Genomic DNA, 16,843 nt, shown 5'->3' with positions numbered 1-16,843 from the left:
AAACCAGTCGACCCGCACGAACTGCGCGCGGCGGTCGCCGCGGTGATGCCCTGGCTCACCGGCGAAACAGACCAAACCCCCGCACGGCCCGTCCTCGCGACGGCCGTGCGGGCCAGTCTGCGCACCCTCGAACAGATCGCGCCCGGCCACACCGTCGAGGTCCGCGTCCCGCCGTTCGCGGCGATCCAGTGCATCCCCGGCCCCCGCCACACCCGCGGCACGCCGCCGAACGTGATCGAAACCGACCCGCGCACGTGGCTGGAACTGGCGACCGGCCTGCTGGCGTGGACCGACGGCGTGGAGTCGACGAAGGTCTCCGCGTCCGGCACCCGCGCGGATCTCAGCGGCCTGCTCCCGATCGTCCGGAACGTGCGCCAGTAGCCAGCCCGCTCCGCACCGGTGATCCCTTCGGCAAATCCCGTTGTCCACAACCCGCCGGTAGCCCCCTTGACCAGCCCTTTCCTCGGTAGGCTGGAGCGGGGTCGCCCCCCGGGTTGGGTGGGGGACTGTATGTACGGGATCGATTTCGCGAAAGTCGCTCGGATTCGGGGCTGGGCCTGGGAAGGTGCGGCGCACGTGGCGTCGGCCATAGGCCGGTGGGGCGGAAACGCGGTCTCGAAAGTGGGGCGCACCACAGCCGGATGGTCCGAACGGGTGGCAGCGCCATTTACACTGGAGGTCAGCCTGCATTCGTCCCCAGGGAGCGCTTCGCGTGGTCACCGACCAGTCGGACCAGTCAGCCCCCCACGCCGGCACCATCGACGAGGAACCCCGCGAGGAATGCGGCGTTTTCGGAGTCTGGGCCCCGGGTGAGGAAGTCGCCAAGCTCACGTACTACGGGCTGTACGCGTTGCAGCACCGTGGTCAGGAGGCGGCGGGCATCTCCGTCGCGGATGGCCAGCAGGTCGTCGTCTTCAAGGATCTCGGCCTGGTCAGCCAGGTGTTCGACGAGCAGATCCTGCACTCGCTCAAGGGCCACGTCGCCGTCGGGCACTGCCGGTACTCCACGACCGGCTCGAGCACGTGGGAGAACGCCCAGCCGACGTTCCGCACCACCGCGAGCGGCAAAAGCCTCTCCCTCGGCCACAACGGCAACCTGGTGAACACCGCCGACCTGCTGGAACGCTCCGAGCGGGCGGGCATCACCACCAAGAACGGCGCGACGACCGACTCGGACCTGATCTGCGGGCTGTTGGCCGCGTACGCCACCGGCGACGTGAGCATCGAGCAGGCCGCCATGGAACTGCTGCCCACGTTGCGGGGCGCGTTCTGCCTGGTCTTCTCCGACGAGTCCACGCTCTACGCGGCGCGCGACCCGCACGGCGTGCACCCGCTTGTCCTCGGGCGTCTCGAGCGTGGCTGGGTTGTCGCGAGTGAGACAGCTGCGCTGGACATCTGTGGCGCCTCGTTCGTGCGTGAGGTCGAGCCAGGTGAGCTCCTGGCGATCGACGAGAACGGCCTGCGGTCGTCCCGGTTCGCCGTGCCGGAGCCCAAGGGCTGCGTGTTCGAGTACGTCTACCTGGCCCGGCCGGACACCGCGATCTCCGGTCGCAGCGTGCACGCCACGCGCGTGGAGATCGGCCGCAGGCTGGCCACCGAACACCCGGCCGAAGCCGACCTGGTGATCCCGGTGCCCGAGTCGGGAACGCCCGCCGCGGTCGGGTACGCGCAGGCCTCCGGGATCCCGTACGGCATGGGCCTGGTCAAGAACGCCTACGTCGGCCGCACCTTCATCCAGCCGTCGCAGACCATCCGGCAGCTGGGCATCCGGCTCAAGCTCAACCCGTTGCGCGACGTGATCCGCGGCAAGCGGCTCGTCGTGGTGGACGACTCGATCGTGCGCGGCAACACGCAGCGCGCGCTGGTGCGGATGCTGCGTGAGGCCGGTGCGCTGGAGGTGCACGTCCGGATCGCGTCCCCGCCGGTGAAATGGCCGTGTTTCTACGGCATCGACTTCGCCTCACGGGCCGAGCTGATCGCCAACGGCCTCGACTTCGACGGCGTTCGCCGGTCGATCGGCGCGGACTCCCTCGGCTACATCTCGCTGGAGAGCATGGTCGCCGCGACCGAGCAGCCGCGCAGCAGGCTGTGCGCGGCGTGCTTCGACGGTCACTACCCGATCGAACTGCCCGGTGCGGCGTTGATCGGCAAGCACCTGCTGGAGAGCGTGGAGAAAGGTGTCGCCGGCGCGGCGACCCCTGTCCTGGTCAACGGGTACGGTGCCGAAGACGCCCTGCAGCGTCCCTGAATCGACCTTCGGGGTCCGTGACCACATGAACAAGGACGACAGCTCGGTGATGACACCGCACGACGCCGGCTCGACCAAGACCGCGGCTGAGCACATCCAGAAGCTCAAGCCGTGGGCGGAGAAGGCGGACCGGCCGGAGGTGCTGTCCGTGCTCGGCGGGTTCGCCGGGCTGTTCAAGCTCAAGCTCGACCGCTGGCGCGAGCCGGTGCTGGCGTCGGCGACCGAGGGCGTCGGCACGAAGATCGCTGTGGCGCAAGCGATGGACCTGCACGACACGATCGGCATGGACCTGGTCGCGATGGTGGTCGACGACCTGGTGGTGTGCGGCGCGGAGCCGTTGTTCCTGGAGAACTACATCGCCACCGGAAAGATCAACCCGGACCGGATCGCCGCACTGGTCAAGGGAATCTCGGACGGATGCGTCAAGGCGGGCTGCGCGCTGCTCGGCGGGGAGACCGCGGAGCGGCCGGGCCTGATGCCGGAGGAGGACTACGACATCTCCGCGACCGGCGTCGGCGTGGTCGAAGCAGACAACATCCTTGGCGCGGAACGAGTACGCCCCGGTGACGTGGTGATCGGCCTGTCGTCGTCCGGCCTGCACTCCAACGGCTATTCGTTGGCCCGCAGGGTGTTGCTGGAGATCGCGAGGATGCCGCTGGAGGGGCACGTCGAGGAGTTCGGCCGGACGCTGGGCGAGGAACTGCTGGAGCCGACCCGGATCTACGCCAAGGACTGCCTCGCGCTCGCGGCGGAGACCGACGTCCGGACGTTCGCGCACATCACCGGCGGTGGCCTGGTCGCCAACCTCGCCCGCGTGATCCCCCAAGGCCTGACAGCGGTGCTCGACCGCGGCGCGTGGACGCCCGCGCCGGTGTTCGGCCTGATCGGCCGTCGTGGCCGGGTCGAACGCGACGAGCTCGAACGAACCTTCAACATGGGCATTGGCATGGTCGCGGTGCTCAGCGCGGAAGACATCGACCGCGCGCTGGCGATCCTGACCGCCCGCCACATGCCCGCGTGGGTGATCGGTGAGGTCGAAGTGGCGGACCCGGGCAGCCCGCTCGCGTACCTGCGCGGCGACCACCCGCGCTTCTAAAGCATTGGCATTGCGGCCCGGGGCGCGGCACACTTGGGGCATGGCTGAGAACTTGTTCGTGACGGGTGCGCTGGTGATACCAGCGGCCGAGTTGCGCGAACGCTTCTCTCGGTCGTCCGGGCCAGGTGGGCAAGGGGTGAACACCACGGACAGCCGAGTGGAGCTGTCGTTCGACGTGGCAACCTCACCGTCTATTCCGGACACACTGCGTCCCCGCATCCTGGAACGCCTCGACCGGAGGCTCGTGAACGGAGTGGTGACGGTCGCGGCGAGCGAATTCCGTGCCCAACTGGCCAACCGCCAAGCAGCACGCGACCGCCTCGCAGCCCTGCTCCGCAGCGCGGCCCAAGCGCCGCCGCCCCAACGCCGCCCGGTGAAACCGACCAGGGCGATGAAGGAGCGGCGGTTGGCGAGCAAACGCCACCGCAGCGAGAAGAAGCAGTCGCGCCGCACGACGTTCAGCGATTGACGATGGCCTCGTAGCTCGCCTGATCGTGCACGCCTTCGGTGCTGATCAACACCACCACGGCATCCGGCCCGAGCTGCTGCTGGGCAAAGAACACACGCGCCCCCGCGAGGCTCGCGGCCCCACATTCACCCGCAACGATGTTCGCTGCGGCAAGGGACCGCATGGCCTCGTGGGTCTGCTCGTCGGTCACGGTGACAGCCGCGTCGACGCCGTTACGCAGATACGGCCAGGCGTGCCCGTCGACATCACCCGCGTTCAAACCGGCCATCCCGGACGGATGCGGCCCGGGAACATGCACAGGCTTCCCCGCCTGCAACGACTTCAACAGACACGCGGCGGAATCCGGCTCAACCGCAAGGATCTCCGGCCTCGCACCATCACCCCGATAGTGCTGCACCACCGCTGACGCGAACACACCAGCCCCGACAGGCACAACCACCAGATCAGGTGCCGTGCCAGCCAACTGCTCGTCGATCTCGTGCAGAACCGTGCGATACCCCTCGGTCGCCCAGATCGGAGTCATCGAGTCACCGACGTCCTGAGCGAACAACGCCTTCGGATCCGAGTCAGCCCGCTCCGAAGCCAGCTTGACCGCGAGCGCGTAGTCACCATCGACGACATCGACCGTCGCACCCTCAGACCGAATAGCCTCGATCCGCGCGGGAGCGGTGCCGCCGGGAATGAAGATGTGCGCCCCAACCCCCAGCACCCTGGCGATGTACGCGACTGCCCGCCCATGATTGCCGGCAGTGGCACTGACCAGCGTGGTCCCCGGATCGACGTCGAGATCGTCCAGCGTGCCCGCCGTGCCACCGAGCGCCCGGAAAACCGCCCAGGCCGCCCCAAGGATCTTGAACGACGGCAACCCCGCCCGAACATGCTCGTCCTTCACCAGCACCCGGCCGACCCCGAACTCCGCCGCCAGCCCAGGCACCTCGACCAACGGAGTAGGCACGAACCCAGGCATCGCCCGATGCAACACCCTCGGATCGCCCACCAAGTCGCCAGTCCCGAGGGCAGCGTGGTTCGCGGTGGCGAGATGGCCTGCGGCGGTTAGGTCTGCGCTCGCTGGCTTTGCGCTCGCTGGGTTTGCGGTGGCTGGGTCTGTGGTGGCTGAGTGGCTTGCGGTGGCTGGATCTGCACTCGTGGGGTCCGCGGTAGCCGGTTTTGCGATCGCTGGTTGGTCTGCCCCACCTGGATGGTTCGTGGTGGCCGGGTGGTTCGTGGTGGCTGAGTGGTTCGTGGTGGCCGGGTGTGGGTTGCCTGTGGGGGCTGTTGCACTGGCGGGGTTCGCGCTAGTTGGGCGATTCGCGGTGGCTGGTTGGTCTGCGCTAGCCGATTCGGCAGTCGCGCGGTCTAGGCGGTTCGTGGTGGCGGAATGGTTCGCGGCGGCGGGGCGGTCTGCGCGAATCGGGTTGTCCGCGGGGGCTGAGTGGTCGGTGGCGGCTGGGTCCGCGCCCGCTGGGTCCGCAGGGGTGGGGTCCGCCGGAGTTGGGTCCGCCGGAGTTGGGCGGTTCGTGGTGGCTGGGAGGTCTGGGTTGGCTGCGCTGGCTCGGTGGTTGGGCGAGCGTGCTGCGGGAGTGCCTGGGGGCTGAGCGTGCGCGGTGATGGGCGGCGCATCTGCGGTGGTGGTTTTGGACGAGGTGGGCGCTGACCAGGTCTTTGCTGCTGGATTCAGGTACATGAGCTGCACTCTACATTCTGAATTCTGAATTCAGGTAGGTTGCATTCTGTGTTTGGTGCTCAGTGTGCGTGCATCCTGGCGCCCTGCGGATGGCGGTACGTCCCGCGTCGAGGGCCTGAGCGGGACGATCCGTCTGGGTCGGCGCGGGCTGTGCGTGGCGGTTCGTACTGAGTTGGCGCGGGTGGTGCGACGCGATGCGCCTGGCTTGGTGTTCATGGGCGGCGATGCACCAACTTGGCTCCCACGGTGGCGCGTGCTTTGGCGCGTGGGTGTCCCGGGGTGGCGGTAGAGTGAGCACTGTGTGTTGAATACAGCGTTCTACATGTAGCACTCTGTATTCAGGATGTTAAAATTCGGCATGGCGATCACGAGGCGGCCATTGCGGGAGCAGATCCGCGACGAGGTGCTGGAGCGGCTGGTCCGGGGTGACTACCCGGTTGGCGAGCGGATCAACGAAGGCGACCTCGCCGAGGAACTGGGAGTCAGCCGCACCCCGCTCCGGGAAGCGCTGGCGGGCCTGGCCCAGGAAGGCGTCCTCGACCTCCGCCCCAACAGGGGCTTCTGGCTCCTGCCCCTGACGGTGGACGAGATCAAGGAGACGTACCCCATCATCGGCGCCCTCGAGGCGTTCGCCCTGCGCAACTGCGACTACAGAACCCTGGTCGAAAGCGTCCCGAGGCTGAACGAACTGGCGCAGCGCATGCTCGACGCGAACCCGTCGCAAGCACAGGCGATCGACGACGAGTGGCACGACGAACTGCTGAAGTCCTGCCGCAACGAGCGCTTGATGCACCTGATCAAAGCCCAGAAGACCGTCATCCACCGCTACGAGTACGCCTACTTCACCAGCCGCAAGCGGATCATGCGAGCGGAAACCCAGCACCGGATCATCGCCAAAGCGATCATGAACAACGACATGGACCGGGCCGCGGGTGAGCTGGTCGGCAACTGGACGGTGGACGTGGGAGTGCTCCGGGAGATCATCGAGAACGGCTGACCGGCCCACCTCTAGATCCAGCGGTATCGGCGTTCGGGTCGCCCGGTTCCGCCGTAGCGCAAGGTCACCTCGGCCTTGCCTGACTCGGTGAAGTGTTCGAGGTAGCGGCGCGCGGACACCCGGGACAACTCCGTCAGCTGCGCGCATTCCGAGGCGGACAGCCCTTCAGCGTGTTGCCGCAGCACGCGGGAGACGAGTTCGGCGGTCTGGTCGGTGAGGCCTTTCGGCAGCGTGGACGCGCCGCGCGGCCGTGCGCCGAACACCTGGTCCACGTCGGCCTGTCCGGCCACTGCGAGGCGGTCGAGTTTCTCGTGCAGGGTGGCGAAGTGCCGCAGTTGGTCGAACAGTGCCGAGTAGGAGAATGGTTTGATCAGGTAGTGCAGGACGCCGCCGCGCATCGCGCGCCGAACGGTGTCCACGTCGTTGGCTGCGCTGATCACGATGACGTCTGTGTCGCCTTGGCTGGAGCGGAGCTCTTGCAGCACAGTGAGTCCGTCCATGTCGGGCAGGTAGATGTCCAGCAGCACGAGGTCCGGCCGCAGTTGCCGGGCCGCGCGCAACGCGTCCGCGCCCGTGTGCGCGACGCCGACGACCTCGAATCCGGGGGTGCGCGTGACATATCCACTGTGGACTTTGGCGACCATGAAGTCGTCGTCGACGACGAGCACCTTGATCATCGCGGCACCATCGCGGTGAACACAGCGCCCCCTTCGTTGTGCACGTCGATCCAGCCCTGTCTGCGGATGCACGTCTGACGCGCCAGCGCCAGCCCGAGGCCGCGTTTGCCGCCTTCCTCCGCGGCTTTCGTGGTGAACCCGTTGCGGAACACCTCACGGGCGATCTCCGGCGCCACACCCGGCCCGGAATCCCGTACCACGACGCGGATCGCGTCGTCGAGTTCGCTGATGTCCACCTCGATCCACCCGTCCCGCGCGCCGCCGAGGGCGTCGACCGCGTTGTCCACCAGGTTTCCCAGCACCGTCACCAGATCGGCGGACAGCGATGAGTCTACTTCGGACAAACGGCTGCCTGCTGACAGCCGCAGGCCGACGCTGTGCTCGGCGGCCACGCTTGCTTTGGCGATCAGCAGCGCGGCCACCGCCGAGTCCTCGATCCGGGCACTGACTTCGGCGTGCCATTGCTGCTGGGTGTTGGACACCGTGGTGATGAACTGGCGGACCTCGTCGTACTCGCCGAGTTCGATCAGGCCGGAGATGGTGTGCAGCCGGTTGGAGAACTCGTGCGCCTGGGCGCGCAGGGTGTCCGTGGTGTTCTGGGTCGCGGCGAGCTCGTTCTGCAACGCGACCATCTCGGTACGGTCGCGCATGGTCACGACCGAGCCGATCGACTTGTCGTGCAGCGAGATCGGCATCCGGTTCATCGTCAGCACCCGGCCGCGGCGCAACACGATCTGGTCGGCGCCCTCCGCGCGTCCGGTCAGCACGTCGGTCATCCGCTCGTTGAAGTCCAAATCGGACACGGCGGTGCCCACGCTGTCGCCGGGGATCGACAGCAGCGCCTTCGCGCGGTCGTTGACCAGCACGATCCGGTTGTTGCCGTCGAGACCGACCACGCCTTCCCTGATCCCGTGCAGCATCGCCTCGCGCTGCTCGACCAGCGCGGTGATCTCGGCGGGCTCCAGCCCGAGGGTCTGCTTCTTCACGCGCTGGGCCAGCAACAGCGACCCGAACACACCGAGCACGGTGGCCAGCCCGAGCGCGACGAGCGCGTCCGCGGGCGACTCGATGATCCCGGCGAAGAACCCCGGTGTCTCCACACTGACCGCGACGATCCCGATCACGTGGCTGCCGTTGTCCATCACGGGCACGTGCGCGACCAGCGAATCGCCGATGACACCGACCCACGACCGGGTGATGGTGTCCGAGCCGACGGCCAGTTTCGAGCCGGTCAGACCCGGTGTCGTCGCGCTCACGACGGTCAGGTCGGGCCGGGCGAGCACGACCAGGTCGGCGCCGGAGAACGCGCGGGTGCTCTCGGCGAACGACGGCAGTTGCTGGTAACGCAGCGGGTCCGACAGAGCACCGGGGATGTCGTCGTCGACACCGGGGGCTGTGTCCGTGCCGCGGATCGTGGGGGTGGCGGCGAGGTTCTCGGCGGCCAGCAGCATCCGGCGGCCTGCGACGTCCATGAAGTTCTCGTTCGCCTGGATCGCCGAGAACACCGCGACCCCGGTGAGCAGGGCGATCACGATCACGACCTGCCACGCAAGCAGTTGGCGGGCCAGCGAGCCCTTGACGCCCATGCACACCTCCTCGTGAACACAAGGACCGAAACCTTCGATACGCGCCTAATACTGCAACGACAGGTTGTAATCTGTGGTCGTGTCGTGGTAGTTGATCTTGGTGTTGGTGGAAGAGATGGCGACTGGGTGGTCGGCAAGTTTCGAGGCGTTCATGGGTCGGTTCGCGGCGCGGTTTCCCAGGGTCGAGTCCCGGCGGCAGATGCGGTCGTATGTGCGGGGTTTGCTCAGCGAGACCGAGCGGAAGAATGGTTGGACGCTGGCCGAGGCCGTGGGAGACGCTGGGCCGGAACGGATGCAGCGGTTGCTGAACTTCTACGCCTGGGATGCCGACGGTGTGCGTGATGAGGTGCGTGGCGCGGTGATCGAGGTTCTCGGTGATGAACGGCAGGGTGTGCTGATCGTCGATGAGACTGGCTTTCTGAAGAAGGGGACCACGTCCGCCGGGGTCGCCCGTCAGTACTCCGGTACCGCCGGTCGGATCGAGAACTCGCAGATCGGTGTGTTCCTGGCGTATGCCTCGGAGCGGGGCCGGGCGTTGATCGATCGGGAGTTGTACCTGCCCAAGGAGTGGATCTCTGATCGGGAGCGCTGCCGCCGGGCCGGTATCCCGGATGAGGTGACGCTGGCGACCAAACCCGTTCTGGCGCGACGGATGATTGAGCGCGCTAGGCGTGGCGGGATGCCGTTCGGGTGGGTCACCGGCGATGAGGCCTACGGCGTGGACACGAAGTTGCGGATGTGGCTGGAATCCGAGGACATCGCCCATGTCCTGGCGGTGGCGAAGAACTCGATGGTGGTCACCATGCAGTTGACCAAGGTTCGGGTCGATCGGGTCATCGCCGAGGTGACCGAGGACTCATGGACACGGATGAGTTGTGGTGACGGTGCTCATGGTCACCGGGTGTACGACTGGGCGCTGGTTGATATCCGCCCGCTGCGATTGACCGAGCGAGGGCATTGGCTGCTGGCTCGCCGCAGCCTGACCGATCCCACCGACATCGCCTACTACGTCTGTTTCGGCCCTGGTGAGACCACTCTGGAGCGCCTTGTACGTGTCGCGGGATCTCGTTGGGCCATTGAGGAATCCTTCCAGACCGCCAAGAACGAGACCGGGCTGGACCATTACCAGGTTCGAGGTTATGCGGCGTGGTACCGGCATATCACATTGTCCATGGCTGCCGCGGCATTTCTGGTGATCACCAGAGAAGCCGCGAAAAAGGGGGCACCACATCCGGTACCGACCGCGCCCTGATTCCGCTGTCCGCCAACGAGATCCGCCGCTTATGGAATCGGATCACAGCACCGGTGGTCCACACGATCCGCCACGTCGTGCACTGGTCGAACTGGCGACGAACAAGCCAGACCCGCGCCCGTATCAGCCACTACCGCAGACGCGGACATCACAACCTGTCGTTGCAGTACTAAGCGCGACATCACGGTAAACCGCGTGCAACATAAGTCAACGCTGTCGTCCAGGTCACAGAGAGGTGATGATGAAGACGCTGCTGGCCGTGCTCGGTGCGATCGCCGCCGTGCTGCTGATACCGCCGCTGCTGAGCTCCGGCAGCGACGACGACGTGGGCGATCAGGTCCGCGGGTTGCGGGTGCTGGTGCCCAACGCGCCCGGTGGCGGGTACGACATCACCGCGCGGCACGCGGCCAAGGCCATCGAGGAAGCGGACCTGTCCCGACGGATCGAGGTGTTCAACCTGCCCGGCGCGGGTGGCACGGTCGGCCTGGGCCGGATCGTCAACGAACGAGGCAACGGCAAGCTCGTGATGTCCATGGGCCTCGGTGTGGTCGGCGCGGTGTACACGAACAAGTCGCCGTCGTCCCTTGCGGACACCACCCCGATCGCCCGGCTGATCGAGGAACCAGACATCGTCGTGGTCGGCAAGGACTCGCCGTACAAGGACATCCGCCAGCTGCTGGCGGCGTGGAAGGCCAATCCCGGCCAGGTCCCGGTCGGCGGCGGCTCCCGCGCCGGCGGTCCCGACCACCTGGCGCCGATGTTGATGGCCAAGGCGGCGGGCATGGACCCGCGGCAGGTGAACTACGTGCCGTTCGACGGCGGCGGCGAGCTGCTGGCGTCGGTGCTCGGCGGCAAGATCGCTTTCGGCGTGTCCGGGATCGGTGAGTACCGCGACCAGATCCAGTCCGGTGACCTGCGGGTTCTCGCCGTGACCAGCAAGGACCGGTTGGCGGGGGTGGACGCGCCGACGCTCAGGGAGTCCGGTGTGGACGTCGAGTTCACCAACTGGCGCGGCATCGTCGCGCCGCCGGGGATCAGCACGGGCGAGCGCACCAGGCTGGTCAACCTGTTCACGAAGCTGGTCGCGTCGCCGCAGTGGCAGGACGTGCTCAAGCGCAACGGCTGGACCTCGGCGTTCCAGCCGGGCGAGGAGTTCGGCGAGTTCCTCGCGGCCGAGAACGACCGGGTCGCGGCGACGCTGAAGGAGCTGGGACTGGTATGAGCGGGCAACAGTCCACAGTGGAAAAACAGCCCTGGTACAAGGAGTACTCGGAGCTGGGTGTCAGCGTCGTGCTGGCCGTGCTCGGTGTGCTGGTGCTCGTCGACGCGATCAGCATGCCCGCGATCCCGGCACAGCGCGGCATCGGACCGGACGTGGTGCCGATCGTGGTCGGCGGCGCGCTGATCCTGGTGGCCGCGTTGCTGGCCAGGGACGTGCTCAAGGGTGGCAAGGGGGAAGCCGAAGGCGGCGAGGACATCGATCTGAGCGCCCCCGGCGACTGGCGGACAGTGCTGTTGCTGGCCGCGGCTTTCCTGGCGAACGTGGTGCTGATCGGGCTGGTGGGGTTCCCGATCTCCGGTGCGGTGCTGTTCTGGGGCGCGGCGTACGCCTTGGGGAGCCGTAACTTCGTGCGTGACCCGCTCGTCGCGGCCGGGCTCTCGCTCGTCACCTACTTTGTGTTCAACGACCTGCTCGGGGTGTCGCTGCCCGGCGGGCCGCTGATGGGAGTGCTGTGATGGGGTCCTTCGCCTCTCTGGTGGACGGTTTCGGTACCGCGTTGACCCCGGTCAACCTGATGTACGCGGTGATCGGCGTGCTGCTCGGCACGACGATCGGCGTGCTGCCCGGGATCGGCGCGGCGATGGCCGTGGCGCTGCTGCTGCCGATCACGTACGGCCTCGACCCGACGGGCGCGTTCATCATGTTCGCCGGCATCTACTACGGCAGCATGTTCGGCGGTTCGACCACGTCGATCCTGTTGAACACGCCAGGCGAGACGGCTTCGGTGGTCACGGCCATCGAGGGCAATCCGATGGCCAAACGCGGTCGCGGATCGCAGGCGTTGGCCGCGGCGGCGATCGGGCACTTCGTCGGCGGAATGATCGGCACGCTGCTGCTGGTGCTGCTCGCCCCGACGGTCGCCAAGCTGGCCGTCGGCATCGGCGCACCGGACTTCTTCGCGATCATGCTGCTCGCGTTCATCTCGGTCACCTCGGTGCTGGGCAAGTCACGGATCCGCGGGTTCGCGTCGCTGCTGATCGGCCTGGCGATCGGCCTGATCGGACTGGACGAGATGACCGGCCGGCAGCGGCTGACGTTCGGCTCGCTGCACCTGTCCGACGGCATCGACGTGGTGGTGGTCGCGGTCGCGCTGTTCGCGGTCGGCGAGTCCCTGTGGGTGGCCGCGCACCTGCGGCGCATCCAGGCGGAGCCGATCCCGGTCGGGCGCCCGTGGCTGGGCCGCGCCGATGTGAAGCGCTCGTGGCGGCCGTGGCTGCGTGGCCCGTTCATCGGGTTCCCGTTCGGCGCGATCCCGGCCGGTGGCGCGGAAATCCCGACCTTCCTGTCCTATGTGACCGAACGCAGGCTGTCGAAGAACAAGGACGAGTGGGGCAAGGGCGCGATCGAGGGCGTGGCCGGTCCGGAGGCGACGGCGTCCGCGTCGGCGTCGGGCACGCTGACCTCGATGCTGACGCTGGGCCTGCCGACCACGGCGGTGGCCGCGGTGATGCTGGCGGCGTTCCAGCAGTACGGCATCCAGCCGGGTCCGTTGCTGTTCGAACGCGAGTCCGGCCTGGTGTGGGCTCTGATCGCGAGCCTGTTCATCGCTTTGGTGTTGCTGCTGGTGCTCAACCTGCCGCTGGCGCCGGTGTGGGCGAAGCTGCTGCGCATCCCGAGGCCGTACCTGTACGCGGGAATCCTGTTCTTCGCCAGCGTCGGCGCGTACGCGGTCAGCGGTGACGTCGTGGACTTGGTTGTCCTGTTCGTCATCGGCCTGATCGGCTTGGCGATGCGCCGCTACGGCCTACCGGTGTTGCCGGCGGTGATCGGCGTGATCCTCGGCCCGTCGGCGGAACAACAGTTGCGACGGGCGCTGCAGATCAGCGACGGGAACGTCAGCGGCCTGGTGAACACCCCGATGTCGGTGGTCATCTACGTGGCGATCGCGTTGTTGCTGGCGTGGCCGTTGGTGCGCAGGCTGTTCCGCCGCCCATCAGCGCAGGACCGCGAGAAGATCGACGTGTAACCGAACGCGCCCAAGATCCTCGTTGTGCGACCCGGCGACTATCTGGCCACATTGGCCACACCGCCTGGCCGCTGCGCAAGCGTGCCCGCGACCAGGCAAGTATGGTCGCACCATGATCGAGGAGTTCGACGCTGCGAGCCCGGATTCGGGCCCGTACGGGATCACAGCAGGCCCTGACGGCGCGATGTGGTTCACCTGCGTGAAAGCGGACAAAATCGCCCGTTTCCACGCAGGTGAGGCGCGTCTTTTCGACGTGACGCAAGGCAGCGCGCCGACCGTGATCGTGCAGGGCCCGGACGGCGCCCTGTGGTTCACGCAGTACCAGGGCCACAGGATCGGTCGGATCACGGTCGAGGGTGACCTGACCGAGTTCGAACTGCCGACACCGGAGGCGGAGCCGTACGGGATCGCAGCGGGCCCCGACGGCGCACTGTGGTTCACGGAGATCAACCTCGACCGGATCGGCCGGATCACCCCGGACGGCGCGATCACGGAATTCCCGTTGCCGGTGGCGGGAGCGTTCCCCGGCCACATCACGGCGGGCCCGGACAACGGCCTGTGGTTCTCGCTCAACCAGGCCAACGCGATCGGCCGGATCGACGTCGGCGGGGACGTGACGGTCCACCCGCTGCCGACGGAAGGCGCGGCCCCGGTCGGCATCACGGACGGCGGTGACGGCGGCCTCTGGTTCGTGGAGATAGGTGCCGGCCAGGTCGGCCGGATCGCGGTGGACGGGCACGTGGACGAATTCCCGTTGCCGGACAAGGAATGCCGCCCGCACGCGATCGTCGCGGCCGACGACGGAACCCTCTGGTTCACGGAGTGGGGCGCCAACAAGATCGGCTGCATCACGTTGGCGGGCAAGATAGACGAGTACGACCTGCCCACCCCGAACTCGGAACCGCACGGAATAGCGGTGGCCCAGGACGGCACAGTGTGGGCAGCGTTGGAGAACGGGAAGATAGCGAAACTCACCCCGAGGTAGGGCCAGCCCTACCAAGGATCCGGTCACAGGGGTGACTGCGTTCGCGGCGGGAAGTCGGCAGGGTTGGAGGCGTCGATCCTGCCGAGGAGGAAAAGATGAAGTACAGCTTGCTGACCGCGGTCGTAGCGGCGGCGCTGACAGCCGGAGCGGTGACAGCGTCGGCGCACCCAGAAGCGGCGGGGCCACGCCCGGAGCTGGACAACCTGGTGCAGCGAGAGGGCTACCCGGCCGCGCTGCTCACCGTGGAGATCCACGGAAGGCCCGTGACTTACACAGCGGGCGTGTCCCAGATCGGCAGGCCGCTCCCGCCGCCGAGGAACGGTCGAGTCCGAGCAGGCAGCAACACCAAGGCGTTCGTGGCGGTGGTGGTGATGCAGCTGGTGGCGGAAGGGAAGGTGGAGCTGGACGCGCCGATCGAACGTTACCTGCCGGGAATCGTGCGCGGCGAAGGGATCGACGGCAACGCGATCAAGATCCGCCACCTGCTGCAACACACGTCAGGCCTGCCGAACTACACGAAATACCTGGGCCTGGAAGACATCGAGAAGGCGAGGGACACCTACTTCGACCCCCGGCGCCTGGTGGACGTGGCCCTGCAACAGCCGGCGAGCTTCAAACCGGGAACAGACTGGGAGTACAGCAACACCGGCTACGCCCTGCTCGGTCTCACGGTCGAACGCGTGACAGGACGCCCGATCGCCGAGCAGGTGACAACCCGCATAGTGGAGCGCATCGGCCTGCGTGACACCTACTGGCCGAACGTCGGGGAACGAACCATCCGCGGCCCGCACCCGCACGGCTACGCCCGAACGAAAGACGGCCGGATCATCGACATCACGGTCATGGACCCGTCCTGGGGCTGGGCAGCCGGGCAACTGGTGACGACACCAGCAGACCTCAACGGCTTCTACGGAGCCCTGGTCAGCGGAAACCTCGTCCCAGCAGCGCAGTTGGCCGAGATGAAGAAGACGGTTCCCGCGAAACTCTGGGCCGGAGCCCGGTACGGCCTGGGAATCATGAGCTCACCGTTGACGTGCGGAGGCGTGTACTGGGGCCACGGCGGTGACATCCACGGCTACGAAACCCGTGGCGGCGCAACAGAAGACGGCCGCAAGGCGTCGATAGGGGTGACGGCGATGTCAGGCCTGAAGAACCCCGCAGAGGGCGAACGCAACAACGCGGCCGTGCTGTCCGTAGTGGACAAAATGCTGTGCACCTGAATGCAGTGTCCGGCAGCTTTGGCTGAATGTTGTGCACCTGAATGCAGTGTGCAGGGGAGGCTGGGCCCGGGTGGTGGGCATCTGAATGCAGTGTGCGCGTTGGGCTGGCTGGATGTTGGACAACTGAATGCAGTGTTCCTGAATGCTATGTGCCTGAATGTAGATGCCCCCGGCGAGTGCCGGGGGCATCGGTGGGCCTCGTTGCGCTTCGGTGGTGTTCGGTGGGGCTCCGAGTGGTGGTTCGGTGTAGTAAGCCGAGCAGCCGAGCAGTCGAGTCGGCCGTGTCAGTCGAGTCGGCCGGAGCGGATGGCGGCGACCAGGTCCTGCACATTGAATTCAATGTTCAGGCTTGGATTTTTGGTGTCACGGACCGCGCCGAGGTCGGCACGCACCTCGACGCACTCGCTGCCGTTCACGCTGTGAGTCGACTTCTTCCAACCGGTGGGGGCAGTCATGGACCTTGTCTTCACCTCTCCAGGTTGTGGATCTCGTCGGTGATGAGCCGCATGGATTCGTCGGTGCTCAGCGCTACGTCTCGCACCGACTCGGCGGCTTCCCGGTACGCCGCGATGTCGGCTTCCTCATGCAGGAACAAACCCGATCGGCGGTTCTCCAAGTAGACAACGGTGGTGCCCTGCGCGGGTTCGATCACGCTCCAAGGGCCTTCCAGCGCAGGGTGCCAGTCTGTCGCGAACGGGATGACCCGCAAATCCACATTCTTGCCCCTGTTGAGCAGGAACTCCAGTTGCTTGCGCATCACATCTCGGCCGCCGATCTGTTGCACCAGAGCGGCATGGCCGACGAAGGCGGTCAGTTCGGTCTGGCGCAACACCTCGCGCCGACCGACCCGAGTTCTGACCCGGGACTCGATCTCGTCCTGTGGCGCACCACCCGCTGTCATGATCGCCCGGGCGTAGTCGGGTGTTTGCAACCACCCGGGCACCAGCAGCGGCGTGACCATGGTGATTCGCCGTGCATCGCGTTCGAAGCGAAGCAACGCCTCCAAGTGGCGTCGCTGTTCCGGCAAGGACACCGCCAGCCACGAGGATGAACCGGTGTCGTGTGTCAGGGCGAGGATGTCCTCGAAGGGTTCACCGGTGATCCCCAGAACGCCCAGTATCTGAGCCACGTCCTCCGGGCGGGGCACCCGTTGGCCGGTCTCCCAGCGAGACAGCGTTGCCGGTGACCTGCCAAGCCGCTCCGCAAATCTGCTGAGATTGAGATGACCAGCGCTCACGCGCGCTTCGCGAAGAGCTGCTCCTAGAGCGAGACCCTTCGAGGTCACTGTCCTGTTACCGGCCATGCAACCAGCGTAGAGGCACTTTTCGTCATCAATCATATCGCCCGATCGGGTGTTGACATGATCTTTTACCAGCCCGGA

The 16,843-nt window shown here is 67.0% G+C and carries 16 protein-coding genes; 11 read left to right on the top strand and 5 right to left on the bottom strand.

Features of this window, described 5'->3' with window-relative positions:
- The first annotated feature begins 45 nt into the window (after positions 1-45).
- The 4 genes from AOZ06_RS51635 to arfB all read left to right on the top strand — a co-directional run bounded on the left by AOZ06_RS51635 (position 46) and on the right by arfB (position 3,813).
- A complete protein-coding gene (locus AOZ06_RS51635; protein WP_054297538.1) occupies positions 46-381 on the top strand; it encodes a sterol carrier family protein in 336 nt (111 codons plus the stop codon).
- 331 nt (positions 382-712) lie between these two features.
- On the top strand, positions 713-2,248 hold the full coding sequence (gene purF / locus AOZ06_RS51630) for an amidophosphoribosyltransferase (protein ID WP_054296079.1): 1,536 nt from the start codon (positions 713-715) through the stop codon (positions 2,246-2,248).
- Between the two features lie 49 nt (positions 2,249-2,297).
- Positions 2,298-3,344 (top strand): phosphoribosylformylglycinamidine cyclo-ligase, encoded by a 1,047-nt coding sequence (gene purM / locus AOZ06_RS51625; protein WP_157233951.1) that lies wholly within the window; start codon positions 2,298-2,300, stop codon positions 3,342-3,344.
- 40 nt (positions 3,345-3,384) lie between these two features.
- The gene (gene arfB, locus AOZ06_RS51620) at positions 3,385-3,813 is read left to right on the top strand and encodes an alternative ribosome rescue aminoacyl-tRNA hydrolase ArfB (protein ID WP_054296078.1); all 429 of its coding nucleotides are present in this window, start codon (positions 3,385-3,387) and stop codon (positions 3,811-3,813) included.
- Here the strand turns inward: arfB and AOZ06_RS51615 are convergent.
- On the bottom strand, positions 3,803-4,780 hold the full coding sequence (locus AOZ06_RS51615; RefSeq protein WP_054296077.1) for a pyridoxal-phosphate dependent enzyme: 978 nt from the start codon (positions 4,778-4,780) through the stop codon (positions 3,803-3,805). The two genes, arfB and AOZ06_RS51615, sit on opposite strands and share 11 nt — an antisense overlap.
- A 1,075-nt stretch (positions 4,781-5,855) precedes the next feature.
- Here AOZ06_RS51615 and AOZ06_RS51610 point away from each other — a divergent pair.
- On the top strand, positions 5,856-6,494 hold the full coding sequence (locus AOZ06_RS51610; protein WP_054296076.1) for a GntR family transcriptional regulator: 639 nt from the start codon (positions 5,856-5,858) through the stop codon (positions 6,492-6,494).
- Between the two features lie 11 nt (positions 6,495-6,505).
- Here AOZ06_RS51610 and AOZ06_RS51605 read toward each other — a convergent pair whose 3' ends face one another.
- Complete coding sequence (locus tag AOZ06_RS51605; RefSeq protein ID WP_054296075.1) at positions 6,506-7,171, bottom strand: response regulator; 666 nt, start codon at positions 7,169-7,171, stop codon at positions 6,506-6,508.
- On the bottom strand, positions 7,168-8,757 hold the full coding sequence (locus tag AOZ06_RS51600) for a sensor histidine kinase (protein ID WP_054296074.1): 1,590 nt from the start codon (positions 8,755-8,757) through the stop codon (positions 7,168-7,170). Before AOZ06_RS51600 ends, AOZ06_RS51605 begins: the two co-directional genes overlap by 4 nt.
- A gap of 115 nt (positions 8,758-8,872) precedes the next feature.
- Here AOZ06_RS51600 and AOZ06_RS51595 point away from each other — a divergent pair, with 115 nt between their 5' ends.
- The 6 genes from AOZ06_RS51595 (at position 8,873) to AOZ06_RS51570 (ending at position 15,462) form a co-directional block, all read left to right on the top strand.
- Entirely contained in the window at positions 8,873-10,009 is a 1,137-nt protein-coding gene (locus tag AOZ06_RS51595) for an IS701 family transposase (RefSeq protein WP_083472547.1), read from the top strand.
- 238 nt (positions 10,010-10,247) lie between these two features.
- On the top strand, positions 10,248-11,231 hold the full coding sequence (locus AOZ06_RS51590; RefSeq protein ID WP_054296073.1) for a Bug family tripartite tricarboxylate transporter substrate binding protein: 984 nt from the start codon (positions 10,248-10,250) through the stop codon (positions 11,229-11,231).
- Positions 11,228-11,746, top strand: a complete 519-nt coding sequence (locus tag AOZ06_RS51585) for a tripartite tricarboxylate transporter TctB family protein (RefSeq protein ID WP_054296072.1) — start codon at positions 11,228-11,230, stop codon at positions 11,744-11,746. The genes AOZ06_RS51590 and AOZ06_RS51585 overlap by 4 nt, the downstream gene beginning before the upstream one ends.
- The gene (locus tag AOZ06_RS51580; RefSeq protein ID WP_054296071.1) at positions 11,746-13,257 is read left to right on the top strand and encodes a tripartite tricarboxylate transporter permease; all 1,512 of its coding nucleotides are present in this window, start codon (positions 11,746-11,748) and stop codon (positions 13,255-13,257) included. Before AOZ06_RS51585 ends, AOZ06_RS51580 begins: the two co-directional genes overlap by 1 nt.
- 112 nt (positions 13,258-13,369) lie before the next feature.
- Positions 13,370-14,242, top strand: a complete 873-nt coding sequence (locus AOZ06_RS51575) for a Vgb family protein (RefSeq protein ID WP_054296070.1) — start codon at positions 13,370-13,372, stop codon at positions 14,240-14,242.
- 95 nt (positions 14,243-14,337) lie between these two features.
- Complete coding sequence (locus AOZ06_RS51570; protein ID WP_054296069.1) at positions 14,338-15,462, top strand: serine hydrolase domain-containing protein; 1,125 nt, start codon at positions 14,338-14,340, stop codon at positions 15,460-15,462.
- 284 nt (positions 15,463-15,746) lie between these two features.
- Here AOZ06_RS51570 and AOZ06_RS55660 read toward each other — a convergent pair whose 3' ends face one another.
- Positions 15,747-15,917: a DUF397 domain-containing protein gene (locus tag AOZ06_RS55660; RefSeq protein WP_083472490.1), complete on the bottom strand. Its 171-nt coding sequence runs from the start codon at positions 15,915-15,917 to the stop codon at positions 15,747-15,749.
- An 11-nt stretch (positions 15,918-15,928) separates the two neighbouring features.
- On the bottom strand, positions 15,929-16,765 hold the full coding sequence (locus AOZ06_RS51565) for a helix-turn-helix domain-containing protein (protein ID WP_054296068.1): 837 nt from the start codon (positions 16,763-16,765) through the stop codon (positions 15,929-15,931).
- Between the last annotated feature and the right edge of the window lie 78 nt (positions 16,766-16,843).

The sequence above is a fragment of the Kibdelosporangium phytohabitans genome (assembly GCF_001302585.1).
In the GTDB taxonomy this organism is placed as follows: Bacteria; Actinomycetota; Actinomycetes; order Mycobacteriales; family Pseudonocardiaceae; genus Kibdelosporangium; species Kibdelosporangium phytohabitans.
This window is presented reverse-complemented; position numbering and strand designations above follow the sequence as displayed.

Excerpts from the sequence above, each read along its gene's own strand:
- AOZ06_RS51590 (WP_054296073.1), top strand. The coding sequence starts at position 10,248 with ATGATGAAGACGCTGCTGGCCGTGCTCGGTGCGATCGCCGCCGTGCTG.
- AOZ06_RS51570 (WP_054296069.1), top strand. The coding sequence starts at position 14,338 with ATGAAGTACAGCTTGCTGACCGCGGTCGTAGCGGCGGCGCTGACAGCC.
- arfB (WP_054296078.1), top strand. The coding sequence starts at position 3,385 with ATGGCTGAGAACTTGTTCGTGACGGGTGCGCTGGTGATACCAGCGGCC.
- AOZ06_RS55660 (WP_083472490.1), bottom strand. The coding sequence starts at position 15,917 with ATGACTGCCCCCACCGGTTGGAAGAAGTCGACTCACAGCGTGAACGGC.
- AOZ06_RS51580 (WP_054296071.1), top strand. The coding sequence starts at position 11,746 with ATGGGGTCCTTCGCCTCTCTGGTGGACGGTTTCGGTACCGCGTTGACC.
- AOZ06_RS51585 (WP_054296072.1), top strand. The coding sequence starts at position 11,228 with ATGAGCGGGCAACAGTCCACAGTGGAAAAACAGCCCTGGTACAAGGAG.
- AOZ06_RS51595 (WP_083472547.1), top strand. The coding sequence starts at position 8,873 with ATGGCGACTGGGTGGTCGGCAAGTTTCGAGGCGTTCATGGGTCGGTTC.
- AOZ06_RS51600 (WP_054296074.1), bottom strand. The coding sequence starts at position 8,757 with ATGGGCGTCAAGGGCTCGCTGGCCCGCCAACTGCTTGCGTGGCAGGTC.
- AOZ06_RS51610 (WP_054296076.1), top strand. The coding sequence starts at position 5,856 with ATGGCGATCACGAGGCGGCCATTGCGGGAGCAGATCCGCGACGAGGTG.
- AOZ06_RS51575 (WP_054296070.1), top strand. The coding sequence starts at position 13,370 with ATGATCGAGGAGTTCGACGCTGCGAGCCCGGATTCGGGCCCGTACGGG.
- AOZ06_RS51615 (WP_054296077.1), bottom strand. The coding sequence starts at position 4,780 with ATGCCTGGGTTCGTGCCTACTCCGTTGGTCGAGGTGCCTGGGCTGGCG.
- AOZ06_RS51565 (WP_054296068.1), bottom strand. The coding sequence starts at position 16,765 with ATGGCCGGTAACAGGACAGTGACCTCGAAGGGTCTCGCTCTAGGAGCA.
- AOZ06_RS51635 (WP_054297538.1), top strand. The coding sequence starts at position 46 with ATGCCCTGGCTCACCGGCGAAACAGACCAAACCCCCGCACGGCCCGTC.
- AOZ06_RS51605 (WP_054296075.1), bottom strand. The coding sequence starts at position 7,171 with ATGATCAAGGTGCTCGTCGTCGACGACGACTTCATGGTCGCCAAAGTC.
- purM (WP_157233951.1), top strand. The coding sequence starts at position 2,298 with ATGACACCGCACGACGCCGGCTCGACCAAGACCGCGGCTGAGCACATC.